Origin of the sequence: Deinococcus depolymerans, assembly GCF_039522025.1 — a bacterium.
GTDB classification, from domain to species: Bacteria; Deinococcota; Deinococci; order Deinococcales; family Deinococcaceae; genus Deinococcus; species Deinococcus depolymerans.
Genome location: NZ_BAAADB010000017.1, coordinates 1 through 23078 on the forward strand (window position 1 = coordinate 1; position 23078 = coordinate 23078).

Genomic DNA, 23078 nt, shown 5'->3' on the forward strand with positions numbered 1-23078 from the left:
CTGGGCGTGCGAGGCATAGTCACTTCGCATCAAGGCCCATGAGACCGGGGAATTTCAAGCCCCTGCCTCCTGGGCCTTCGTGCTGGTCGCTGTTCTCTCGCCCGTGGAAACTCTTGCTCGGATTGAACGGTCTTTGCAGCCCATTCAATCGGAGTCCGTATCACACCCCATTCAATCCGGGGCCGTATCCGTATGGAACGGCCCCGGTCCCCCCGCGGACACCCCACGGCGGCAGAACGCCGGGAAAGCCCGTGAAGGCTTCCCCGGCGCGACGGCTGGCAGATCAGCGTGAAACGAAGTTGATCAGCAGCGCCAGCAGCATGAAAAAGCCGCCCAGCGCACTGGTGATCCGCACCAGACCACCCTCGACCCCACGCCCGCCCAGCAGCGAACCGCCGGACGCCATGCTGGCCGACAGACCCGCCTGCTTGGGCACCTGCAGAAGAACGAAGAACACCAGCGCCACGCACACCAGCGCGAACAGAACAAGGAACAGGTTCAGAATCATGATTGACCTCGGAAGTCGGCGATCCCGGCGCGCATGATCATGCACGTGCGCCGGCCACCGGTCTGAACGCAGTGTATCAGGCGCGCCCCGCCCCTCCCCCACCCACCCCGCCCGCAGCGGAAATCAGCGGCGTTTCAACTTCCGGTAACCTCGCCGCACCCCATGATCGGGCCGCACCCCGTCAGCGATCAGGTGCAACCACTGACTCAGGTAATACCCCAGCCCGAATGGCGCGAGCACCTCGGCACTCAGCTGCGGCACGGGCGGCAGGGTCAGGTCCGGCATCACGAACCGCAGCAGTCCGGCCACGAGCGCGATCATCACCGCCAGATACGCCAGCCGCGTGAGCGGCCCCAGCACCCAGGTGTGGGACAGGCCCCGGTGACTGAACATCATCCCGTACGGCACCCACAGGAACCCCAGCAGCCCCCAGTGCCGCTTGCTGTCCACCCGCCCCTCGGCCAGATCCAGGTCCGGCGAGAGCAGGAACGTCCCGGCCGCGAAGGCCAGCGTGAAATTCAGGCCCTGGGTGGAGCTCACGCTCAGCAGGCCCCGCCGGGTGGCAACCAGCGCCCCCGCCGCCAGCACGCTGTACGCCGCGATATTGATGAGGTTATGAACACGTCCGCTTGGCACGCGCGTCATTGTGCCACCGCGGAGCGTCCACGCGGACACCTGATGCGGACTCCGATTGAATGGGCTGCAAAGCCCGCTGGGTCCGAGCGAAGCGAGTGGGAGCAAAGCGGGTTCCGGACGTGGAGGCGGCAATCCGGTGAAGTTCCGGATTGTTGGCGAAACAAACGGCAGTCCGTATGATACGGACTCCGCTTGAGTGGCTTGCACCGCCGCCGGGTCCGAGCGGAGGCGACTCGCCGAGCGGCCCCGCAGCGGAAGGGCCCAGAGGGGTGCCGGGCGTGGCGCTGGCCCCCCCGGTGCAGGGGCGGGTGGAGGGCGAGACAGACGGCCCCGTCCGTGTGATCACGCGCCCCCCCCCCGGGCGGGGGGTGGACCGGGTTCATACGGCGTCAGGTCCGGTGCGGCATGCTGTGGGAACCATGCACCGAACCCCCATCCGCCTCGCGTGGCTGCTGTCGGCAACCCTGTTCCTGGGTGCCTGCGACGTCAACGGTCCGCCCAGCCCGCCCCCGGTGACCACGCCGGAACCCACGCCCGGCCCCGCCACGCTGACAGCGCAGAGCCTCGACCTGGGCCAGCGGACCACCCTGCCCCTGGACGTGCCGTTCGCGGGCCGCTGGACGGTCGTGGACTACCCGGACTGGCTGCGCCTCTCCACGCAGGGTGGACAGGGCAACGTGCGCCTGACCGTCACGGCCGACCGCGCCGCGCACACCGGTCTTGCCGCGGACCAGCCCACCCTGAACGGCAAGCTCACGCTCGACTGGTCCTCTGGCAGCGGCAGCGCGGCGCAGAGCGGGCGGGTCACGTGGACCGTCACGGCCGGGCAGTTCAGCCTGAGTGGCCGCCTCGCCTCCCCCGCCGCGCAGGGCCAGGGCGTGCAGGGCCTGCACGCGCAGGGCCAGGATGCTGGCGCGCCCACCCGCCCCACCGCCGCCGGGGTGATCGTGAAGTACCGCGCCCCCCTGACCGCCCAGAGCGCTCCCGCCCTCACGGGTCACGCGCCCACCCTGGCCGCGCAGCAGGCCGCCACCACCCTGACCCGCGCCGGCCTGAGCGTCCAGGGCACCCGGCCCCTCACGGAGCGCAGCGCCGCGCTGCGCGTGCGGGACGTCCCGGCTGCCCTGAATGCCCTGCGGGCCGACCCTGCCGTCGAGTACGCCATTCCCGACGTGATCCTGCGCACCCAGGCGACCGCCGCGCCGGTCACGCCCACCGACCAGTTCGCCGGACTCCAGTGGGCCTACCCCCTGACCGGCTACGGCGCCGCGTGGCGCGACATGGACGCCGGCACGTACACCCGGCCGGTCACGGTGGCCGTCATCGATACCGGCGTCCGCTTCGACCACCCGGACCTGCAGGGTCAGCTGTGGCGGACCGGCGAGGGCGCCCTGGACCTCATCACCGACACCGGCAACGGCGACGGTGACGGCCCGGACGCCGACCCCACCGACCCACTCGTCACCGGCCGCACCACCGGCAGTCACGGCACGCACGTGACCGGCATCATCGTCGCCCGCTGGGGACAGAACGCCGCCTCCTGCGCGGGCTGCAGCCTGACCGGCGTGGTCGGCGCGACCCGCAATGCGAACGTCAAGGTGCTGCCGGTGCGCGTCATCGATGCCAGCGGCAACGCCACCGAGTCCGACGTCGCCACGGCCGTCCGCTACGCCGCGGGCCTGCCCGTCACCGTGAACGGGGTCACGACCCGCACGCCGCACCCGGCGCAGGTCATCAACCTCAGCCTCGGCGGCGAGATCAGCGCCGCCAACGCGCAGGCCATGTGCGAGGCCGTCACCGACGCCCGCACCGCCGGCGCGCTCGTGATCGCCGCCGCCGGCAACGGCTACGGCACCACCCCCTACTACCCCGCCGCCTGCCCGGACGCCGTCGCGGTCGGCAGTGTCAGCCTGTCCGGCGGCAGTGCCCCCATCCACTCGATCTTCAGCAACGCCTACCCGCAGGTGCAGCTTGCCGCGCCCGGCGGCAGCGACCCCACCGCCAGCACCAGCTTCAACGGCGCGACCCTCAACGGCCAGCCCTTCCCGGACGTGATCCTCTCCACGAGCTGGGACTACGTCAAGGACGAACCCAACTACGAGGCCGAGGTCGGCACCAGTCAGGCCAGCCCGCAGGTCGCCGCGCTGGCCGCCCTGCTGCTCGCCAAGGGTGTCACCAGTGACGCCGCAGGCACCCTGGCCCGCCTGAACGCCACGGCCACCGACCTCGGCGCGGCCGGCCGGGATGACCAGTTCGGGTACGGCCTGATCAATGCCGCCGCCGCCCTGAACGCCCCCGCCGTCAGCAACCGCAGCGGCCTGCGCCTCCAGGACAGCCGCGGCCACACCTTCCAGCCGGCGCTGGACGCCCTGGGCCGCTTCCAGGCGTGGCTGGGGGACGGCACCTACCGCGCCGTGGCCGGCGAGGACCTCAACGGGAACGGCATCTACGGCGAGACCGGCGAACGGCGCGCCGAGCGCAGCGCCACCCTGTCCGCAGAGCAGCCCAGCGTGGACCTGGGGGACATGCAGCCCCGCTGATGGTTGATGGTTGATGGTTGATGGGCGGCCCCACCTGTGCGGGGCCGCCCATCCGGCACGACGGCGCTCCGGCTCATACGGACTGCCGTTTGTTTCGTTGACAGATCGGAACTTCACCGGATTGCCAGCTCCACGTCCGGAACCCGTTTCTCTCCTCCTCGCATCCGCTCGGATTGAACGGCTTTGTAAGCCATTCAATCGGAGTCCGTATCAGCCGTTCACGTCGATGACGGTGCGGCCCCGGATCTGCCCGGCCAGGATCTGCCCGGCCAGGGCCGGCACGTCACCCAGGGCGCGTTCCTGCGTGACCGCCTCCAGTTTCACGGCCCCCAGGTCGCGGGCCAGGCGTGCCCAGGCGGCCTCGCGCCGCGGGGCGGGGCAGGTGACGCTGTCGATGCCCAGCAGGTTCACGCCCCGCAGGATCAGCGGGAACACGCTGGCGTTCAGGTCACTGCCGCCCGCCAGTCCGCACACGGCCAGCGACCCGTGCGTGCGGGTCGAGGCGTACGCGCCGGCCAGGGTCGCGCCGCCCACGCTGTCCACCACGCCCGCCCAGCGTTCCTTCTCCAGCGGGCGCTTCAGGGCCGGGAGTTCGTCGCGGCCGATCACGCGGCTGGCCCCCAGGCCCAGCAGGTACGCTTCCTCCTGCGCGCGGCCGGTGCTGGCGACCACGGTGTGCCCGGCGGCGGCCAGCAGGGCCACGGCGGTGCTGCCCACTCCACCCGCCGCGCCGGTCACCAGGACCTCGCCGTCGCCGGGGGTCACGCCGTGCTCCTCGAGGGCCATGACGGCCAGCATGGCCGTGAACCCGGCCGTGCCGACGCTCATGGCCCAGCGGGCGTCCGTGCCCGGAGGCTGCGCGACCAGCCACCCGGCGTTCGCGCGGGCCAGGGTGGCGTACCCGCCGTCCTGCCGCTCGCCGATGCCCCAGCCGGTCAGGATCACCGGCTGTCCGGGCTGCCAGCGGCCCGTGCGGTCCTCCAGGACCGTGCCTGCGAGGTCGATACCGGGCGTCATGGGGTACGAGCGCAGCACGCCGGGCCGCCCGGAGACAGCCAGTCCGTCCTTGTAGTTCAGGCTGGAGTGCGTGACCTGCACGGTCACGTCCCCGTCCGGCAGGGCACTGAGCGGCAGGGTCTGCAGGGAAGCGTGAATGCCAGTGTCGGTCTTCTCGACGCGCAGGGCGCGGTACGTGCCGGGCAGGGTGGGGGTCGCGGGACTGGTCATGGGAGAACCTCCGGAGTGACGGGAAGCGGGGGCGGGGGCCCGGGTGGCCGCGCGGACGGGTTGAAGGTGCGCCTCAGGGTAGCGTTCCCGGACGGCCCGCGGGCCGTTACTGCCCGGCGGACACCGCGGCCGGCCCCGGCCGGGAGCGGGCGGGGGGCGGCCGGGTGTGTTACACTCCGCTCTGCTATGGAGCCTCCCAGTTCTGGCTCTTCCGAAACGCCCGGTGAATTCCGCCTCAGGGCGGCTTTTTGCTGTGACGACACCACCACCGGACACCGACGCACCACCCCAGGCGGGCGTGGGCGGGCAGCACGTGCCTCGCGGATGACCGGGACGCGAAACTTGGAGCGCGTCCATTCATGAATGACCTTCTCGGTATTCTCGCCCTGTTCTTCCTTGTCCTGATGAACGGCTTCTTCGTCGCGGCCGAGTTCGCACTCGTCAGCGTGCGCCGCACCCGCATCGACCAGCTGGCCGAGGAGGGCAACGCCGCCGCGAAAGCCACGCAGCGCGCCCTGCAGAACCTCGACCTGTACATCGCCGCGACGCAGCTGGGCATCACCATGGCCAGCCTCGCCATCGGCTTCGTGGCCGAGCCCGCCATCGAGCACCTGATCCACCCGCTGTTCCCGGAAGGGCAGTTCACGAAGACGCAGATCACGGCCATCTCGTTCGGCGTGGCGTTCGCGATCAGCACCATCCTGCACATCGTGTTCGGGGAACTCGCCCCGAAAAGCTGGGCCTTGCAGCGCAGCGAGCAGGTCAGCCTGGTGGTCATCCGGCCGCTGCTGGTCTTCACGGCCGTGTTCCGCTACGCCATCAAGGGCCTGAACGCCCTCGGGAACGGCGTGGTGCGCCTGTTCGGGCTGCGCGGCGTGGCCGGGCACCACACCGCGTACTCCGAAGAGGAAATCCGCATGATCGTCAGCGCCTCCAGTCAGGAAGGCGTGCTGGAAGACAGCGAGAAGGAACTCGTGTACAACGTGTTCGACCTGTCCGACACCACCACCCGCGAGGTCATGACACCCCGCGTGGACATGATCGTGGTCGACGGGGCCTCGCCGCTGCGCCGCCTGCTGGAAGTGAACACCGAACACGGGTACTCGCGCGTGCCGGTCTTCCAGGACAACGCCGACAACATCGTGGGCATCGCGCATACCGGCGACATGCTCCGGCACCTGGACGAACTGGACCACACGGTCATCGCGGACATCATGCGCCCCGTGTACTTCGTGCCCGAGGGCATGAAGATCAAGGACCTGCTCGCCAAGATGCGCGACAAGAAGAGCCACATGAGCATCGTCGTGGACGAGTTCGGCGGCACCACCGGCCTCGTCACGCTCGAAGACGCCCTCGAGGAGATCGTCGGCGAGATCTACGACGAGACCGACGAGGACGAACTGCCCATGATCGAGGTGCTCGGCGAGGGCGTGTACCTCATGGACGCCAGCCTGACCGTCGGTGAGGTCGAGGAACACCTGGGCAGCAACCTCGAGGACGGCGAGGGAGAATTCGACACCCTCAGCGGCTTCATGACCAGCCATTTCGGCGACATCCCGGAAACCGGGCAGAGTTTCGTGCACGAAGGCTGGGCGTTCACCGTCGAGAACGCCGACCAGCGCCGCGTCACCCGCGTGCGCGTGGAACGCGCCCCCCACCACGACCCCCTGGACCCCGAGGAAGACCCCCATGAATGACCCCCACCAGATGCCCAGCGCCAGCAACGCCCTGAACCTCACGCCCGACCCGCAGCTGCTGGAGGGAGCGAAGGCCGCCTTCAAGCAGGCGTACGCGCCGTACAGCCGTTTCCACGTGGGCGCGGCCCTGCGCACCACCGACGGGCAGGTGTACTTCGGCGCGAACGTCGAGAACGCCAGCTACGGCCTGGGCCGCTGCGCCGAGCAGAGCGCCGTGCAGGCCATGGCCACCGCCGGGAAACGCGACTTCACGGACATCGTCGTGTACTCGGAAGCCACGCCGCCCGCCAGTCCCTGCGGCGCGTGCCGTCAGGTGCTGTACGAGTTCGCGCCGGACGCCCGCGTCGTGTGCGTCAACCAGCACGGTGACATCATCAGCGGGTACGTCCGGGACTTCCTGCCGCACGGCTTCCGCCTCGAGCAGCGTGACGACGGACACGCGGTCAGCACCGAGTAATACGGACTCCGATTGAATGGGCTGCAAAGCCTGTTCAATCCGAGCGGATGCGACTCGTAGAGCTGCGCCGCAGAGCAGGAGAGAAACGGGTTCCGGACGTGGAGTTCACAGATCGGTGGTGTTCCGATCTGTGAACGAAACCAACGGCAGTCCGTATAACCCGCACCGGGCGGGCCACCTGACCCACCCCCTGAACCGGGCCCCGCCGCACCCTGCGGTCGGGGCCCGGTTCCCGTCTGGCTGAGCGGGGCGCGGACGGCCATCCGCTTGAGTCGCGGCGGGGACCGCCCTACACTCCAGGGGTCCAGTTCAGTGATGCGTTCAGGTGCAGAATTCGGCGGTTCCGGCAGACCGGAACGTTCACATGCAGGGACCTGCCCTGCCGGGGTGACCCATGAGAAGGATCGTTGTGACATTGATGCTCGGCGCCGCCCTGACCGGCACGCCCGCGGCGGGAGGAACCGCCCTGACCGGCGTGGGCGTGGTCACGCCCATGGCCGACGCTTTCTGGACCAGCTGGCGGCTGATCGCCAGTGACCGGTCCTGGTGGGACGGGCACATGTTCTGCCGCTGGCAGCGGGAGTACGTGCAGTTCAGTCCACAGTCCGGCGAGTACGTGGTGCGGCAGACGCAGACGACCGTCACGGGCGGCTACCCCTGCCCGGCTCCCTGATCCACACGCCGGGAGCGGCTGCGCCGCGTGGGAGTACGACGGGTTGCGGGCTGTCAGCGGGACGGGCGGAATCCGCATGACCCCTCCCCCGCCCTGACGACGGGGAGAACACGCCGCAGGGGGAGATCCCGGTGGTCCGGTTCTCCCCCTGCTGGGCGGTCATGGCGCAGCCGCTGCGGCTGCCGTGGGTGGTCAGGCGTTCAGTCGTGCGCTCCGGCGAGTTCCTTGCCGAACTGCTGCGCCTCGGTGCTGCCGGCCAGGGCGGTCGTGCTGCTCTGCCCGCCGCCGGCGGCCTGGGCGACCAGGTCGAAGTAGCCGGTGCCGACCTCGCGCTGGTGCTTGACGGCGGTGAAGCCGCGTTCCTGGGCGGCGAACTCGCGTTCCTGGAGTTCCACGAAGGCGGTCATCTGGTTGCGGGCGTAGCCGTAGGCGAGGTCGAACATGCTCATGTTCAGGCTGTGGAAGCCGGCCAGGGTGATGAACTGGAACTTGTAGCCCATCTTGCCCAGTTCGACCTGGTACTTGGCGATGGTCTCGTCGTCGAGGTTCTTCTTCCAGTTGAAGCTGGGGCTGCAGTTGTAGGCCAGCAGCTTGCCGGGGAACTTCTCGTGGACGGCCTCGGCGAACCGGCGGGCGTCGTCGAGGTTGGGCACGCTGGTCTCGCACCAGATCACGTCGGCGTAGGGGGCGTAGGCCAGGGCGCGGCTGATGGCCTGCTCAATGCCGGGCTTGACGTAGTAGAAGCCCTCGGGAGTGCGTTCGCCGGTGCAGAAGGGGCGGTCGTTCTCGTCGATGTCGCTGGTGAGCAGGTTGGCGGCGTCGGCGTCGGTGCGGGCGATCAGGACGGTGGGGACGCCGCTGACGTCGGCGGCGAGGCGCGCGGCGTTCAGGGTGCGGATGAACTGGCTGGTGGGCACGAGGACCTTGCCGCCCAGGTGACCGCATTTCTTCTCGCTGGCCAGCTGGTCTTCGAAGTGCACGCCGGCCGCGCCCGCCTCGATCATGGCCTTCATGAGTTCGAAGGCGTTCAGGGGGCCGCCGAATCCGGCCTCGGCGTCGGCGACGATGGGCGCGAAGTAATCCACGTCGTTCCTGCCTTCGCTGTGCTGGATCTGGTCGGCCCGGCGCAGGGTGTTGTTGATGCGCTTGACGACGTCCGGCACGCTGGAGGCGGGGTACAGGCTCTGGTCGGGGTACATCTGCCCGGCGTTGTTGGCGTCGCCGGCGACCTGCCAGCCGCTAAGGTAGATGGCTTTCAGGCCGGCCTTGACCTGCTGCATGGCCTGGTTGCCGGTCAGGGCGCCGAGGGCGTTCACGAAGGGTTCTTCCTTCATCAGGCGCCAGAGTTTCTGCGCGCCGTGGCGGGCCAGGGTGTACTCGATGGGGAGGCTGCCGCGCAGTTTCACGACCTCGTCGGCCCCGTAGTTGCGCTTGATGCCCTGCCAGCGTTCCTCGGTCTGCCAGGTCTTCTCCAGGATCTCGGCGGGCGTGCGGGGGTTGGTGGTCATGGTGGTCCTCCTGGGGGTGTGCGGGGGGAGCCGTCCGGTGAGGGGCGGGGTCCGTCTGGGGTGCGGTGCGGGCGTGGCCCGCGTGGTGGCGTAGGGGCATTGTGCGCCGTGCGTCGGGCCGCGGGAGGTGGTGTACCCGGACACCCGCCAGGTACACCACCCCGACAGGTACACCACCCCGCAGTGCAACCATGGTGCCCGGCCGTCACGCGCACAGGCCGGGCACCGCAGGAACACTGGTCATGCAAACCGGGCGGGGAAACCTGGGCACAGAGGCCAGCTCACACGGACGGGGCCGTCTGTCTCGCCCTCCACCCGCCCCTGTACCGGGGGGGCCAGCGCCACGCCCGGCACCCCTCTGGGCCCTTCCGCTGCGGGGCCGCTCGGCGAGTCGCCTCCGCTCGGACCCGGCGGCGGTGCAAGCCACTCAATCGGAGTCCGTATCATACGGATTCCGTTTGTTTCGTTCACAGATCGGAACATCACCGGATTGCCAGCTCCACGTCCGGAACCCGGTTTTCTCCCACTCGCTTCGCTCGAATTGAACGGCTTTGTAAGCCATTCAATCGGAGTCCGTATCAGCCCTGCAGCCAGGCGGTCAGCGCCTGCTCGAACCGCCCGTGCGCCTCGTGGCTGTACAGGATGCCGTGGAACCCGGCCGCGTTCGCCGCGTCGATGTTCTCCTGAACGTCATCCACGAACGCCACCTGCGCGGCGGGCACGCCCATGGCCGCCTCCAGCGCCGCGAAGGCCTCCGGCGAGGGTTTCTTGTGACCCAACTCGTTGCTGAACACCGGCCTGTGAAACCGCCCGAAACGGGGATCGCGGCGCAGGTGATCACTCACGACCGGGTAATTGTTGCTCAGCAGACCCACGCGCACCCCGGCGGGCAGCGCGGCCAGCGTGTCGAACATGGGGCCGTTGTCCACGATGCTACCCAGGTACAGCGACTCGAACTCCCCGTACGGCATGGGAATCCCGGCCTCCTCCTGCAGCACCGTCCAGAACTGCGGGAGGCTCCAGGCGCCGACCTCCAGCTGCCGCACGTGCCGGAAGTAACTCTCGCGGACCCGTTCGACCGGCACGCCGCTGCGGTCCGCGACATTCTGGGTGCTGCGGCCATCGAAGGTCCCGATGGTGAACACGCCGCCCCAATCGAAGGCGACGTGACGAAGCGGGAGGCTGGACGGAGCTTGATCCTTCATGCCTGGGATTGTCGCGCACCGAACAGGCCCGGCGCGCGCCTCTGTTCATACGGACTCCCTATCATACGGACTGCCGTTTGTTTCGTTCACAGATCGGAACACCACCGATCTGTCAACTCCACGTCCGGAACCCGCCCAGCTCCTTCTCTGCGGAGCAGCTCTCCGAGTCGCATCCGCTCGGATTGAACGGCTTTATAAGCCATTCAATCGGAGTCCGTATGAACGCACCAGACAGCCGTCCGTCCCGGACGGATCCCGCCCCCCGCGGAGCCCCTTCAGGCAGCTGCTCTGCGTTACGCGGCAGGTGGGCGCGGACCGTCGGCCGGCGCACTGGCCGGACCGTCGATCAGCAGGCCGCGCCGCACCCAGGCGTTCAGGTTCAGGGCGTGCGACGCCTGCCACGCGCGGGTCCAGTCGGCGTCCGCACCGAGTTTCTGGCCCCGGCCGTGCCGCAGCACGTATCCCCGGTGCAGGGCCAGCAGTTCGGCCGGACTGGCATCCGGGTGGCGGTGCTGGTCGATCTCCTCACTCAGCGACGGGGAGGACAGTGCCGGGGCGCCGGTCGTCAGAACGCACGCGACGCCGCTGGCCCGGTCTCGCAGCCAGGTCATGAGCTGCAGGTACGCGCGGCCCGTCCGGGCGGATTCCGGCGTCTCACTCCAGCGCAGCGCGGCGGTCGTGTCGGGCTCCAGGGTGTAGGCGCGCAGGTGCCGGACCTCGCTGATCACGGGCAGGTAGAACGTGCCGTGAAACTCGGCGTCCAGTGCCAGCATGGCGGCGTGCAGCGCGCCCAGGCTGCGCGACTGTTCGGGCGTGCCGCCCCAGGCGCGTTCCTCCAGCCGCTCGAAGGTCAGGTGCTCGTGCACCGGCGGGCCCGGGACCGCGCGGCCCTCCAGACGGGCGCGGCTGATCTCGGGCAGCAGGCCCACGGCGCGGTCCTCCCCGACCAGGAGTTGAAGTTCCTCGTCGGTCAGGGCAGCCAGGTTCAGACAGCGGGGCACGCGCAGCAGGATACTGTGCGCCGGTCACGTTGTCAGCGGGACGGGGGGCCACCTCCCCCACCGGCTCCCTATAGTGGGCGGATGACCGCTCAGAACACCGCCAGTCCCGACTACACCCGCGACCTCCGGCAGGTCGCCCGCACGCTGCTGGAGCATCCGGGCCCCATCGTGGTCGTGTCGCACGAGAACCCGGACGGCGACGCGCTCGGCAGCGTGCTGGGCCTCACGCGGGCCCTGCGCGCCCTGGGCCGCCACGTGACCGCCCCGATGACCGTCCCCCGCTACCTGTCGTTCCTGCCGCAACCGGGCGAACTGAGCGCCCCGCTGGACGTCCTGCCGGACGGCGCCCTGATCGCCGTGCTGGACGTGGACAACAACGACCCGTCCCGCGTGGCGGGCGTGACGCTGGACGGGTTCACGGGTCCGGTCGTGAACGTGGATCACCACGGCACGAACGCCCGGCGCGCCACGGCGCTGCTGGTGGACCCCTCCCGGCCCGCGACGGCCCTGATGATCGCGGACCTGCTCGACGAACTGGGGGTCACGTGGACCGAGCCGCTCGCCACGCCACTGATGCTGGGCCTGAACACCGACACCGGCAGCTTCCGGTTCGACAGCGTCACGCCCGGCACCTTCGAGTGCGCCGCGCGCCTGCGCGCCCACGGCGCCCGCCTGGGCTGGCTGAACGACAACCTGGGCCAGAACCCTCCCACCTACTACCACCTGCTACGCGAGGTGCTGGGCACCCTGGAGTTCCGGCACGGGGGGCGGGTCGTGCTGGCCCGCGTGGACCAGGCGATGCTGGACCGCGCCGGGGCCGCCTGGGAGGACGTGGAATCCTACGTGGGCCTGCTGCGCAGCGCCGAGGGCACGCAGCTGGCCGTGATGGTCAAGGACCACGGCGACCGCGTGAAGCTCTCCATGCGGTCACGCGCGGGCTTCAGCGCGCAGAACGTCGCGGTCGCGCTGGGCGGCGGCGGACACGTCCCGGCAGCCGGAGCGAGCGTCGCCGCGCCCTTCGCGGAGGTCCTGCCGGCCCTCGACGCGGCCATCACCGCCGAGCTGCGCCGCCTGAACGACCAGTCCTGATACGGAGTCCGTATCATACGGACTCCGATTGAATGGGCTGCAAAGACCATTCAATCCGAGCGGATGCGACTCGCAGAGCTGCGCCGCAGAGTGGGAGCTGGGCGGGTTCCGGACGTGGAGGTGACAGATCGGTGGTGTTCCGATCTGTTAACGAAACAAACGGCAGTCCGTATCAGAGTCCGCCCGGATGGAACGGTGGACGCTCAGGGCGTCCCGGTCCGCGCCGCCGCTCCGGGTCCGGGTGGCCCGAGCACGACCTGCATGGCCGCGTTGATCCACGCGAACGCGCGGCGGGTGTTCGGCATGGTGTACGTCTGGTCCGCGCCGCGCTGCATGAAGACGTACACGACGTGCCGGTCGTCGCGGGTGTGCAGGTAACCGCTGTACGTCAGGAGCCGCCAGCCGTTCCCGCCCTTCCCGCCGAAGGCCCGCAGGCCCTGGCGGTGCGTGACCTTCAGCGCGGACTTCCCGTACCCGAGGGCCATCACGTCCCGCTGCCACCGCTGCGCACGGGGGGACAGGCCGCTGCGCAGGAACTCATGCGCGACCAGGGTGCCGAACTCGTAAGGCGTGGTGATGTTGTGCGTGCGCAGGTCCAGCGCCGGGTCGTAGCGGTGGTCGAAGTACTCGTCGAGTTTGCGTTGCAGGTAATCGGCGCGGTACGCCCGGGCGTCCGCGTCGATCAGCGTCGCGAGGCGCAGCCGCTCGGGTCCGCGCGCCCCCGCCCAGCGGGAGGTGCCGTTGAACGTCCCTGACAGGCCCGCCTGCGCCACCCACCAGTCGCGGGTGGGCAGGATCAGGCGCGTGTGACACAGCCCCAGACTGTCCGCGACGTCCTGCACGGCCTGCAGGCCCACGCGGCGGTGCAGGATGTCGGTGGCGGTGTTGTCACTGTTGCGGATCATGCGCTCCGTGAGCGTCCGCACGTTCGAACCGTCGAAGGGGTAACTGCCCAGGCTCTGGTTGTCGCGGGCAACGTCGAAACGTTCAGTGGGACGGAGCGTTCCGGCGTCAAAGGCCCGCAGGGTCGCCCACAGCACCGCCTGCTTGTACGTGCTGGCCAGCGGGAACACGCTGTCCGGATTGGTGGCGACCGCCCGCAGGGGTTCGAGGGTCACGGGGTCCACCTCGGCCACCCACAGGCCCAGCGTGCCGCTGAGCGGGAACGGGGGCGGCGGCGCCTTCGGCACGGACGGCGCAGGCAGCAGGCACCCGCGCGCGTCGCGGGCGACCACGTCGCGCTGCACCTGCACCCGCGGCGGCTCGATCTGGCGCAGGGTGACGTGCGCGCCCGGCGCGGCGTCCGGCCGCTGACAGCCGCCCAGCAGGGGCAGCAGGACCAGCAGCCGGCGCAGGCCCCGGACCGTCCGGCGCTTGCTCGGCAGCGGCATTCAGGCGTGCAGGGGTTCCAGGGTCACGCCCACCGTGCCGGGGCCGGCGTGCGTGGCGACCACGGCGCCGATCATGTGGTCTCCCATGTCCTCGAAGGCCACGTCGCTCAGGCCCGCGCGGACCTCCTTGACGAATTCCTCGCCGCCGGGCGTGCACATGACCGCCACGCGCGCCCCGCCGTGCTGAGCGACGTACTTCTTCACGTGATCCACGATGTCCGACATGGCCTTCTTGTGGCCGCGCACGCGCCCGCCGGAATCGACGCGGCCGTCCTTGACGACCAGGATGGGTTTGATGTTCAGCAGGCTCCCCAGCAGCGCCTGCCCGCCCCCGATGCGGCCGTTGATGCGCAGGAAGTCCAGGGTGTCCACCGTGAAGCGGATGTCCGCGACCTTCTGCAGCGCCTCGAGTTTCTCCACGATCTGCGGCACGCTCAGGCCCTGGTGGGCCAGTTCGGCGGCCCGCAGGACACGCAGGCCCAGGCCCATGCTGACCGAGCGGCTGTCCACGACCGTGACCTTCCCGCCGAACTCCTGCGCGGCGAGGCGGGCGCTGCCCACGGTGCCGGACATCTGCCCGCTGATGTGAATGCTCAGCACCTCGTCCGCCGTCTTCAGCGCCTCGGTGTACGCCGCCGCGAACTCGGCCGGGCTGGGCTGGCTGGTACTGGGCGTCTTCTTCCCGGCCTTCAGGCCTGCGAACAGGTCGCCGGGCGTGATCTCCAGCCCGTCTTTGTGCATCTTGCCGTCGAACAGCACGTACAGCGGCACGCTGGTCACACCCACCTGGGCGCACAGGGCGGCGTTCAGGTCACTCGTGGAATCCGTGACGATTGCAATGGTCATTCCCTGATACTAGCGTGACACACAATCGTTGCGCCCGGCATCCGTGCCGCGCCCCGCCTTCACGCCCCGCCCCCCGTCCACCCCCGGCGGAGCACGAACGTCAATCGCCGGAGCGCACGAGGGACGCGCCGGAATCCCAGGTCCCGGCGCGTCCCTCGTGCAGGCTGCGTCTGTTCAGCCCCTACGGCCTGTTCAGCTCTTCTTCCTGGGCTGCCACTTCTTGCGGCCCCCGGCGCCCGGTTCACTGGTCGCCCCCTGCCCCTCTTCGAGCAGGTTCTCTCCGACCTGCTCAAGGTGCACGTGCTCGGTGATGGGCTGGGTGCTCGGCCCCGTTGCGGTCGGTTCAGGCGCGGCAGCCTGCACTTCGGGCGTGGAAGCCGGAGCCGCCGCAGCTTTCGGAGCCCACTTCTTCCGCTCGCCGGTCGCGGCGGGCGCGGCAGGCGCAGTGGCTTCCGGTGTCACGGCAGGAGCGGGCGCGGCCTGGGGGGCCGGTTCGGCAACTCCGGTTCCGGCAGCTTCGGCCACGGGAGCGGCACTGACCGGCTGGCCCTTCGGCGCCCACTTCTTCCGTTCACCGGCGGCGGGCGCGGCAGCAGGGGCCGCCGCGCTCGGAGCGGCAGGCGCGGTGGGCTCGGTGGTCGCCGGGGCGGGTGTCGCCTCTGCTTTGGCCTTGGGCGCCCAGGCCTTGCGGGCGGGCGCGTCCGGGCCGGGCGCCGGGGACACCGGGGTCGCGGCAGTCAGATCCGGCTGGGCGACGGGGACGGGGTTCACGTCATCCGCCTTCGCCTTGGGTGCCCAGGCCTTGCGCACTGGGGCGTCGGTCGCTGGGGTGGTGGGAGCCGGATCTGCAGTCGCCGCCGGAGCGGGCGCGACCGGCGTGGCACTCACATCGTCCCCAGCTTTGGGCTTCCAGCTCTTGCGGGCCGGAGCGTCGGTGGACGGGGCAGCGGCAGCAGGGGTCACGTCGTCGGCACTGGTCGCTTTGGGTTTCCAGCTCTTGCGGGCGGTCGCCTCGGGGTGCGCGGCCTGCGCCTCGGGCTGGGTGCCCTGGGTCGCGTCGGGGCTGCCGGGCTGCGCGTTGATCACGGCGGCGCTCGTCTCGCCCACCACGGCGGCGGGGGCGCCGGTGCCGGGGCGGTCGCCCGTGCGGTCCATGGGTGTCTGCGCGTTGGGGGCGCTGACGACCTCGGGCTGCTCCAGCGGGGTGGCGTCCGCCACGGGGCCGGTGGGGGCGGCCTGCTGCCACGTGCCGTCGGCGCGCTGCACGCTTTCCAGCATGAGTTCCGCGACGTCCTTGACGATGATGTCGTCGCGTTTCTGCTTCTCGGGCGTGGAGTTCATCATGGCCTTGCAGAACGGGCAGCCGACGGCGACGACCTTGCCGGTCTGCTCGAACTCGTCGCTGGCGGCCTTGGCGCTGTCCAGGCGGGTCTGGAGTTCACGGAAGCGGTTGTCGCTGATGCGCTCTGAGCCTTCTTCCTCTTCCTTCCAGAACTGCGCGCCGCCGGCGCCGCAACAGAAGGAGTTCTCGCGGCTGCGTTCGAGGTCCAGCACCTCACCCGCCATCTGGGTGATCAGGCTGCGGGGCGCGTCGTACACGCCGTTGTGGCGGCCCAGGTAGCAGGGGTCGTGGTACGTGACGTTCTCCGCGAGCTGCGCCAGGGGCAGTTTCCCGGCAGCGACCAGCGTCTCGAGGTACTCGGTGTGGTGGATGGTGCGGTAGTCGCCGCCCAGCTGCCGGTACTCGTTGCCGATGGCGTTCATGCAGTGCGGGCAGGTCGCGACGATCAGTTTCGGGGCGACGGTGTTCAGCGTCTCGACGTTCTCCTGGGCCAGGGTCTGGTACAGGAATTCGTTCCCGGCGCGGCGGGCGCTGTCCCCGGTGCAGGCTTCCTTCTTGCCCAGCACGGCGTAGTTCACGCCGGCCTTGTCGAGCAGCTGCACGAAGGAACGGGCGACCTTCTGCGCGCCGGGGTCGTAACTGGCGGCGCAGCCCACCCAGTAGATGACGTCGGGTTCCGGGTTCTCGTCGATGGTGGGGACCTTCAGCCCCTCGGCCCATTCCATGCGCTTGTCGCGGCTGATGCCCCAGGGGTTGCTGGCGCGTTCCATGCCGCGGAAGGCGGTCTGGAGTTGCGGGGGGAACTCGCCGGCGACCATGACCTGGTGGCGGCGGATGTCGATGATGTCGAGCATCTGCTCGTCCTGCACGGGGCAGACCTGCATGCAGGCGCCGCAGGTGGTGCAGGCCCAGACCGATTCCTCGTTGATGGCGAATTCCAGCAGGGGGTGCGCGGTGCTCGCGCCGCCCTCGAAGGGTGCGGGTTTCAGGGTGAAGGGGCTGGGGTGCGCCGCGATCACGTTCAGTTCCATGCGTTTGTTGATTTCCAGCGCGGCGGGGCTCAGGGCCTTGCCGGTCGCGTTGGCCGGGCAGACGTCCTGGCAGCGGTTGCACTGGATGCAGGAGTAAGCGTCGAGCAGGCGCGGCCATTCCAGGTCCTCGAGTTTCTCGACGCCCAGCTTGGTTTCCTCGGCCTCCATGGCCTCCTCCAGGCCCTTCATGGGGGGCAGGACGCCGCTGCCGACGGGGCGCTTCAGGGCGTAGTTCAGGGGCGCCATGAAGATGTGGATGTGCTTCGTGAACGGGAAGTACGCCAGGAATGCCAGGACGCTGCCGAGCGCCCCCCAGTAACCGAAGACGCGCCAGCCCTCGATGGCCTGCTCGCTGGCTCCGCCGAACAGCAGGCGGCCCAGGGCGCTGCTGAACGGCTGGAAGGCGTCGTACCCGCCGAGTGTGCGGGCTTCCTCGGCCATCTTGGCGGCGTTGCCGAGCACGCGGCTGCCCACGTGGAAGGTGATGAACGACGAGACGATCAGGCTGTCGCGCAGGATGTAGTTCGCCCTGAGCAGGGGGTGCAGCAGCGTCTTGTCGGTGAAGCGGAAGTCGCGTTTGCTGGGCAGGAACAGGCGGCGGATCAGCAGGCTGACGACGCCCACGAGGACCAGCATGCTGAGCAGGTCGGCCAGGAAGTTGTACCCGGCGAGCAGCGGGCTGTCCTTGGAGTAGATGTGGAAGGGAATGTACCCTTCGAGGCCGTCCACGACGTTCACGAGCAGGTAGTACACGAAGCCGTAGAAGATGAAGGCGTGCAGCACGCTGATGGTGGTGCGGCGGCGGAAGGTGCGTTCCTGGGTGAGGGAAACGCGCAGGGCGTACAGCACCCTCTGAACGGGGTTCCCGGCGCGGTCCTCGCTGGCGGGGGCGCCGCGCGCCACGCGGCGGTACAGACGGTAGAAGCCCCACAGGCCGAAGCCGCCGGCAATCAGGGCGAAGATGAAGAACAGCACTTGGTGGATCAGGGGCAGCAAGGGGCAACTCCTTCAGGCAGGAAACGAGACGGGCGGAAACTTGTACCGAGTCAAAGTATGCGGAAAGTATAGGGGATGCCGGGCAGACGGGAATCACCCTCACCATACCCCCCTCCCGGCCGCGCCGGCAGTACCACCGACCCCACCCCGAACCTTCAAGGCCCGCCCGGCACCACCCGCACCGTTCCCGGCCGCCCCGTGCGGTAGCGTGAACCCGTGAGCCTCACTGCGAACGAACTTCAGACGTACCTCAGCGCCCTCGTGACCGGCGACCTGAAACTCTCCACCATGATCTGGGGCCCCCCCGGCGTCGGCAAAAGCAGCGTCGTGGCGCAGGTCGCGGCTAGGCACGGCCTGGACTTCGTGGACGTCCGGCTCTCGCAGCTGGCCCCCACCGACCTGCGCGGCCTGCCCGTCCCCGAGGCCGACGGGCAGGGCGGCGGCGTGTCCCGCTGGTACCCGCCGGAATTCCTGCCGCGCGGCGGGCAGGGCGTGCTGTTCCTCGACGAGGTGAACATGGCCCCCCCCACCATGCAGGGCATGGCACAGCAACTGATCCTCGACCGCCGGGTCGGCAGTTACGTCCTGCCGGACGGGTGGTTCGTGTGGGCCGCCGGGAACCGCAAGGAGGACCGCGCCAGCGTGTTCGACATGCCCGCCCCCCTCGCCAACCGCTTCCTGCACCTCACGGTCCGCCCGGACTTCGACTCGTGGCGCGCCTACGCCCTGGCCCGCGGCCTGCACGAGCACGTCATCGCGTTCCTGACCTTCCGGCCCGAACTGCTGTGGCGCCTCGACCCGCAGCAGCCCGCGTGGCCCAGCCCGCGCGCCTGGGAGATGGCCGCCCGCCTGCACCGCGCCGGACTGGACGCCACGCCCGCCATCGGGGACGCCGCCGGAGCGGAATTCAGCGCCTTCGTGCGCCTGTACGAGCAGCTGCCGGACCTCGGCACCGTCCTTGAGGGACGCGGCGCCGGCCTGAGATTGCCGGACGAACCCAGCGTCCGCTACGCCGCCGTCGTCGGCCTCGCCGCCCGCGCAGGCACCGCCGACGAGGCCCACCACGCCTTCACGTGGCTGGCCGACAACGCCGGACCCGAATGGCTGCAACTGTACGTCGCCACGCTCGTCAGCAAATTCCAGGCCATCGGACAACTCGCCGACCTCGCCGACCTGATCGGCCGCGACGAACGCCTCGCCACGCTGGTGCAGGGAACGCTGGAGCTCACGGAGGGACTGTGATGGTAGGGGGCAGAAGGCTGATGGCTGATGGCCGATGGCAAAGGGTGCCTCTGGCCTTCGGCCATCAGCCATCTGCGGCGGTCACGCCATGACCCCGCCCCTCCCTGTCACCCCGGAGTTCCAGCGTCTGATCTCCGGCTCCCGGTTGCGGCTGCGGGGGAAGTCGGCGTTCTTCGCGACGTTGCTGCTGCACGCGGAGTTCGTGCCTTCACGCGAGGTCGCGGCGGCCGGAACGGACGGGGAGCGGGTGTACGTGAACCCGGAGGTCGCGGCCGGACTGGCGCCGGACGTGCTGGACGGGCTGCTGCTGCACGAGGTGCTGCACGCGGCGCTGTCGCACGTGCAGCGGCGCGGGCCGCGTGAGAAGAAACGCTGGAACCGCTCGGCGGACCTGATCGTGAACGGCATGGTCGCGGCGGCCGGGCTGCCCACGCCGCCCAGCAGCGCCGGGGCCGCGCGGGACGAGCACCTGGAGAAACTGAGCGTCGAGGAGGTGTACACCGCCCTGGACGGCGAACCGGACGGGGACGGCGAGGACGGTGACGACCTGCTGGACGGGCCGCCCGGTGACGCCCCGCCCCGGAACGGGCAGCCGTCGCAGAACGTGGCGCGGCAGTGGCAGCAGGCGCTGGCGCAGGCCCGCAGCGTGGACGCCATGAGCGGCGGGAAGGGCAACGACCCGCTGGGCCTGCACCGCGAACTGATGAGGCTCGCCCCGGCGCGACTGGACTGGCGGGCGCAGCTGTGGCGGTTCCTGGCGCGCACCCCGGTGGATTTCGGCGGCTTCGACCGGCGTTTCGTGGGGCGCGGCCTGTACCTGGAGGCGCTGGACGACGAGTCCCTGAACGCCCTGATTGCCGTGGACACCTCCGGCAGCGTGGACGACGACGCAGTGCGCGCCCTGGTGGGCGAGGTGCAGGGCGTGCTGGGCGCGTACCCGCACGTGCGGGCCACGCTGTACTACGCGGACACCGAGGCGTACGGCCCGCACGACCTGTCGCCCGGCGGCGAGATCCCCCCACCGCAGGGGGGTGGCGGGACGGACTTCCGCCCGATCTTCACGCTGCTGGACGCGCACGAACCGGACGTCCTGATCTACCTGACCGACGGGTACGGCGACTTTCCCGAGGGGGCGCCGCGCGTACCGACGCTGTGGGTGGTGCCGCCCGGAGGTCTGGAGGACGAGGGCTTCCCGTTCGGGGACGTGCTGCGACTGGAGGAACACGGATGAACGCCACCAGCCTCCCGGACGGCTTCCAGCGCGACCCGCACGCCGCGCCCGGCCCGGACAGCGTGTGGTTCGTGTTCGACGGACACCGCCTGATCCTGACTGAACAGGAAGGGCTGCCCACCGGCCCCGCCGCGCCCTTTCCCGTGACCGACACGAGCGGCCTGGGCAGCCTGAACGGCCGGACCATGTTCACGGCAGCGCTGGACAGAGGCGCGCTTGGTACGGCCGCGCTGGAGGGCGACCTGCCAGACGGATACGTGAGCGTCCCGGTCCGCTCGGCGTTCGGGACGCTGGGCGACACGCTGATGGGCGTGGCCGGGTACGCCTCGCAGATCCTGGAGTTTCACCGCACGCACCGCTACTGCGGCCGCTGCGCGACGCCGATGCAGGACAGCGCGCACGAACGCTCCCGCGTGTGCCCGAACTGCGGCCTGAGCGCCTACCCGAGGGTCGCGCCGGTCGCGATGGTCCTCATCACGTGCGGGAGCGGCCCGGACACCGAACTGCTGCTGGCACGCGGCCCGAACTTCCCGCCCGGCATGTACTCCGCCATCGCCGGATTCGCGGAACCCAGCGAGACCCTGGAAGCCGCCGCGCACCGCGAAGTGGCCGAGGAAGTCGGCGTGACCGTCACGGACCTGCGCTACGCGTTCAGTCAGCCGTGGCCGTTCCCGCACTCGCTGATGATCGGCTTCACCGCCCGCTACGGGGGCGGCGAGATCACCCCGCAACCCGGCGAGATCGAGGACGCCCGCTTCTTCCCGGTCAAGGAACTGCCTGGGCTGCCGCCCCGCGTCAGCATCGCCCGCGCCCTGATCGACCAGGCCGTGCAGGCGGCACTGGCTGATGGTTGATGGGCAGCCGCACCAGAGCCCGCCCCACGGCCCACACCTCCCCTCCCACTCCCGTGGCATGATCGGGCGCATGACGTTCTCCGACCTTGATCCGCGCACCCTGACGATCCTGGGGGTGGAGGGCGCGCTGGAAGCGGCGGCCAGTCCGCGCGCCACGGCCGACACCCTGTCCGGCCTGTCCGCACACCCGGACTCACGGGTGCGGGCACTCGTGGCGCGGCACCCGAACACCCCCACCGAGATCCTGGGCGCGCTGGCCGCCGCGTACCCGGCGGACGTGCTGGCCAACCCCGGCCTGCCCCTGATGCGACTGGCCCGGCCCAACCTGCTGTCCTCGTTCCCGGCGGACAGCGTGATCGCGCTGCTGAACGCGGACCCCTCACCCGCCTGGGTGCTGGACGCCGCCCTGCGCCACGACGATTACGCGGTACGCACGGCACTGGCGGGCCGCCCGGACCTCAGCGAGGCGCGCGTGGCAGCGCTGGCCGCAGACGCCGGATGGCAGATCCGCGAGGCCGTCGCCCGGCGTGAAACACTGCCCGAACCGCTGGTCCGGCAACTGGCGGCCGACGACGACTACGACGTGCGCAAGGCCGTCGCGGCGCGCCCCGACCTGCCCGGCGACGCGCTGCGGGAACTGGTCACCGACACGCACGGACTGGTGCGGGCGGGCGTGGCCCGCCGACTGGACCTGCCGCTGGACTGCGCCCTGACCCTCGGGACCGACAGCGACCCGGACGTGCTGGCCACCCTGGCACGCCGCGTGGACCTGCCCCGCAGCGTGCGCGAGTGGCTCGCCACGCACGAGCAGCCGACCGTGCGCGCCGCCGCCCTGCAGGGCTGGACGGTCCCGGCCGCGTGGCTGGAACGCGCCGAACTGGACGCCGACCCGGACGTCCGCGCCGCCCTGGCCCGCCGCCCCGACACGCCCCCCGCCACGCTGATCCGACTGGCCGCCGACGAGACCGAAACGGTGCGCCGCGCCGTGCTGGAACGCAACGACCTGCCCGACGAGGCCGTCCTGACGCTGGCCCGCGCACCCGAACAGGACATCCGCCTGCACGTCGCCAGTGCCGAGCACCTCAGCCCGGCCGTGCTGACCGCCCTGACCGGCGACCCGGACCCCAACGTGCGGACCGTCCTCGCCGTGCGGCCCGACCTGAGCGGCGACCTGCTGTCCCGGCTGGCCGCCGACCCGAACCCCGAGGTGCGCCGCGCCGTCGCGTACGCCCCCGCCACCAGCGCGGACATCCTGACCCGACTGGCCGCCGACCCGAACGCCGGCGTGCGCCGCGCCGCCGCGCACCACCCGAACCTCCCGGAAGGCACGCACGACACGCTGGCCGCCGACCCGGACGACGGCGTGCGCCTCGCCCTCGCCGGACGCACCGACCTCTCCCCCACCCTGCGCGACCACCTGCGCGCCGACCCGAACGCCAGCGTGCGCGCCGAAGCGAGCGCATGACCAGGACGGATTCCGTCTGTTTCGTCAACCAAGAGTTTCCACTTCCCTGCCGATGTCGTGTCACGCGGCCTTAAGCAGGAGTCCGTCCTGCTCCATCCCGGTCAGGACGTACTTTTCAGCATTCTGAGCTGCCTGCCGT

18 protein-coding genes are annotated in these 23078 nt (G+C 70.4%); 9 read left to right on the plus strand and 9 right to left on the minus strand.

The features are described 5' to 3' along the window. Nucleotides 1–283: 283 nt before the first annotated feature. Nucleotides 284–508 carry a preprotein translocase subunit SecG gene (gene secG, locus ABDZ66_RS10060; protein ID WP_343758392.1) on the minus strand — a complete coding sequence of 75 codons (225 nt, stop codon included), beginning with the start codon at nt 506–508 and terminating at the stop codon, nt 284–286. Nucleotides 509–631: 123 nt separating this feature from the next. Then, nucleotides 632–1153, minus strand: coding sequence for a metal-binding protein (locus ABDZ66_RS10065; protein WP_343758395.1), 522 nt, complete (start codon nt 1151–1153; stop codon nt 632–634). A gap of 410 nt (nt 1154–1563) precedes the next feature. On the opposite strand from ABDZ66_RS10065, the gene ABDZ66_RS10070 reads away from it, so the two are divergent. Next, nucleotides 1564–3684, plus strand: coding sequence for a S8 family serine peptidase (locus ABDZ66_RS10070; protein WP_343758397.1), 2121 nt, complete (start codon nt 1564–1566; stop codon nt 3682–3684). A 210-nt stretch (nt 3685–3894) separates the two neighbouring features. Here the strand turns inward: ABDZ66_RS10070 and ABDZ66_RS10075 are convergent, their stop codons facing one another. Next, nucleotides 3895–4911, minus strand: coding sequence for an MDR family oxidoreductase (locus ABDZ66_RS10075; RefSeq protein WP_343758399.1), 1017 nt, complete (start codon nt 4909–4911; stop codon nt 3895–3897). Between the two features lie 359 nt (nt 4912–5270). On the opposite strand from ABDZ66_RS10075, the gene ABDZ66_RS10080 reads away from it, so the two are divergent. The 3 genes from ABDZ66_RS10080 to ABDZ66_RS10090 all read left to right on the plus strand — a co-directional run bounded on the left by ABDZ66_RS10080 (nt 5271) and on the right by ABDZ66_RS10090 (nt 7738). Next, a complete protein-coding gene (locus ABDZ66_RS10080) occupies nt 5271–6608 on the plus strand; it encodes a hemolysin family protein (protein WP_343758401.1) in 1338 nt (445 codons plus the stop codon). After that, nucleotides 6601–7065, plus strand: a complete 465-nt coding sequence (gene cdd / locus ABDZ66_RS10085) for a cytidine deaminase (protein ID WP_343758403.1) — start codon at nt 6601–6603, stop codon at nt 7063–7065. Before ABDZ66_RS10080 ends, cdd begins: the two co-directional genes overlap by 8 nt. Nucleotides 7066–7459: 394 nt before the next feature. Then, on the plus strand, nt 7460–7738 hold the full coding sequence (locus ABDZ66_RS10090; protein ID WP_343758405.1) for a hypothetical protein: 279 nt from the start codon (nt 7460–7462) through the stop codon (nt 7736–7738). Nucleotides 7739–7938: 200 nt separating this feature from the next. Here the strand turns inward: ABDZ66_RS10090 and aceA are convergent, their stop codons facing one another. The 3 genes from aceA to ABDZ66_RS10105 all read right to left on the minus strand — a co-directional run bounded on the left by aceA (nt 7939) and on the right by ABDZ66_RS10105 (nt 11452). Further along, nucleotides 7939–9246 (minus strand): isocitrate lyase, encoded by a 1308-nt coding sequence (gene aceA, locus ABDZ66_RS10095; RefSeq protein WP_343758407.1) that lies wholly within the window; start codon nt 9244–9246, stop codon nt 7939–7941. Between the two features lie 578 nt (nt 9247–9824). Further along, nucleotides 9825–10451: an HAD family hydrolase gene (locus tag ABDZ66_RS10100; protein WP_343758409.1), complete on the minus strand. Its 627-nt coding sequence runs from the start codon at nt 10449–10451 to the stop codon at nt 9825–9827. A gap of 293 nt (nt 10452–10744) precedes the next feature. Then, the gene (locus ABDZ66_RS10105) at nt 10745–11452 is read right to left on the minus strand and encodes a hypothetical protein (protein ID WP_343758411.1); all 708 of its coding nucleotides are present in this window, start codon (nt 11450–11452) and stop codon (nt 10745–10747) included. Nucleotides 11453–11533: 81 nt separating this feature from the next. Between ABDZ66_RS10105 and ABDZ66_RS10110 the strand changes: the two genes are divergently transcribed. After that, the gene (locus ABDZ66_RS10110; RefSeq protein ID WP_343758413.1) at nt 11534–12541 is read left to right on the plus strand and encodes a DHH family phosphoesterase; all 1008 of its coding nucleotides are present in this window, start codon (nt 11534–11536) and stop codon (nt 12539–12541) included. A 203-nt stretch (nt 12542–12744) separates the two neighbouring features. On the opposite strand, the gene ABDZ66_RS10115 is transcribed toward ABDZ66_RS10110, so the two are convergent. The 3 genes from ABDZ66_RS10115 to ABDZ66_RS10125 all read right to left on the minus strand — a co-directional run bounded on the left by ABDZ66_RS10115 (nt 12745) and on the right by ABDZ66_RS10125 (nt 18147). Beyond that, entirely contained in the window at nt 12745–13932 is a 1188-nt protein-coding gene (locus ABDZ66_RS10115) for a serine hydrolase (protein ID WP_343758415.1), read from the minus strand. Then, nucleotides 13933–14778, minus strand: coding sequence for a DegV family protein (locus ABDZ66_RS10120; protein ID WP_343758417.1), 846 nt, complete (start codon nt 14776–14778; stop codon nt 13933–13935). A gap of 192 nt (nt 14779–14970) precedes the next feature. After that, nucleotides 14971–18147 carry a heterodisulfide reductase-related iron-sulfur binding cluster gene (locus ABDZ66_RS10125; protein WP_343758419.1) on the minus strand — a complete coding sequence of 1059 codons (3177 nt, stop codon included), beginning with the start codon at nt 18145–18147 and terminating at the stop codon, nt 14971–14973. Nucleotides 18148–18363: 216 nt separating this feature from the next. Between ABDZ66_RS10125 and ABDZ66_RS10130 the strand changes: the two genes are divergently transcribed. From ABDZ66_RS10130 to ABDZ66_RS10145, 4 genes are all read left to right on the plus strand, one after another. Further along, nucleotides 18364–19389 (plus strand): ATP-binding protein, encoded by a 1026-nt coding sequence (locus ABDZ66_RS10130; protein WP_343758422.1) that lies wholly within the window; start codon nt 18364–18366, stop codon nt 19387–19389. Between the two features lie 88 nt (nt 19390–19477). Further along, nucleotides 19478–20620 (plus strand): vWA domain-containing protein, encoded by a 1143-nt coding sequence (locus ABDZ66_RS10135; protein WP_343758424.1) that lies wholly within the window; start codon nt 19478–19480, stop codon nt 20618–20620. Further along, a complete protein-coding gene (gene nudC, locus ABDZ66_RS10140) occupies nt 20617–21474 on the plus strand; it encodes an NAD(+) diphosphatase (RefSeq protein WP_343758426.1) in 858 nt (285 codons plus the stop codon). Before ABDZ66_RS10135 ends, nudC begins: the two co-directional genes overlap by 4 nt. A gap of 70 nt (nt 21475–21544) precedes the next feature. After that, nucleotides 21545–22939 carry a hypothetical protein gene (locus ABDZ66_RS10145; protein ID WP_343758428.1) on the plus strand — a complete coding sequence of 465 codons (1395 nt, stop codon included), beginning with the start codon at nt 21545–21547 and terminating at the stop codon, nt 22937–22939. The last annotated feature ends 139 nt before the right edge of the window (nt 22940–23078 follow it).

Coding starts and splice junctions, on each gene's coding strand:
- ABDZ66_RS10110 (WP_343758413.1), top strand. CDS start 11,534: ATGACCGCTCAGAACACCGCCAGTCCCGACTACACCCGCGACCTCCGG.
- ABDZ66_RS10070 (WP_343758397.1), top strand. CDS start 1,564: ATGCACCGAACCCCCATCCGCCTCGCGTGGCTGCTGTCGGCAACCCTG.
- ABDZ66_RS10090 (WP_343758405.1), top strand. CDS start 7,460: ATGAGAAGGATCGTTGTGACATTGATGCTCGGCGCCGCCCTGACCGGC.
- secG (WP_343758392.1), bottom strand. CDS start 508: ATGATTCTGAACCTGTTCCTTGTTCTGTTCGCGCTGGTGTGCGTGGCG.
- ABDZ66_RS10135 (WP_343758424.1), top strand. CDS start 19,478: ATGACCCCGCCCCTCCCTGTCACCCCGGAGTTCCAGCGTCTGATCTCC.
- nudC (WP_343758426.1), top strand. CDS start 20,617: ATGAACGCCACCAGCCTCCCGGACGGCTTCCAGCGCGACCCGCACGCC.
- cdd (WP_343758403.1), top strand. CDS start 6,601: ATGAATGACCCCCACCAGATGCCCAGCGCCAGCAACGCCCTGAACCTC.
- ABDZ66_RS10100 (WP_343758409.1), bottom strand. CDS start 10,451: ATGAAGGATCAAGCTCCGTCCAGCCTCCCGCTTCGTCACGTCGCCTTC.
- ABDZ66_RS10115 (WP_343758415.1), bottom strand. CDS start 13,932: ATGCCGCTGCCGAGCAAGCGCCGGACGGTCCGGGGCCTGCGCCGGCTG.
- ABDZ66_RS10145 (WP_343758428.1), top strand. CDS start 21,545: ATGACGTTCTCCGACCTTGATCCGCGCACCCTGACGATCCTGGGGGTG.
- ABDZ66_RS10120 (WP_343758417.1), bottom strand. CDS start 14,778: ATGACCATTGCAATCGTCACGGATTCCACGAGTGACCTGAACGCCGCC.
- ABDZ66_RS10065 (WP_343758395.1), bottom strand. CDS start 1,153: ATGACGCGCGTGCCAAGCGGACGTGTTCATAACCTCATCAATATCGCG.
- ABDZ66_RS10080 (WP_343758401.1), top strand. CDS start 5,271: ATGAATGACCTTCTCGGTATTCTCGCCCTGTTCTTCCTTGTCCTGATG.
- ABDZ66_RS10075 (WP_343758399.1), bottom strand. CDS start 4,911: ATGACCAGTCCCGCGACCCCCACCCTGCCCGGCACGTACCGCGCCCTG.
- aceA (WP_343758407.1), bottom strand. CDS start 9,246: ATGACCACCAACCCCCGCACGCCCGCCGAGATCCTGGAGAAGACCTGG.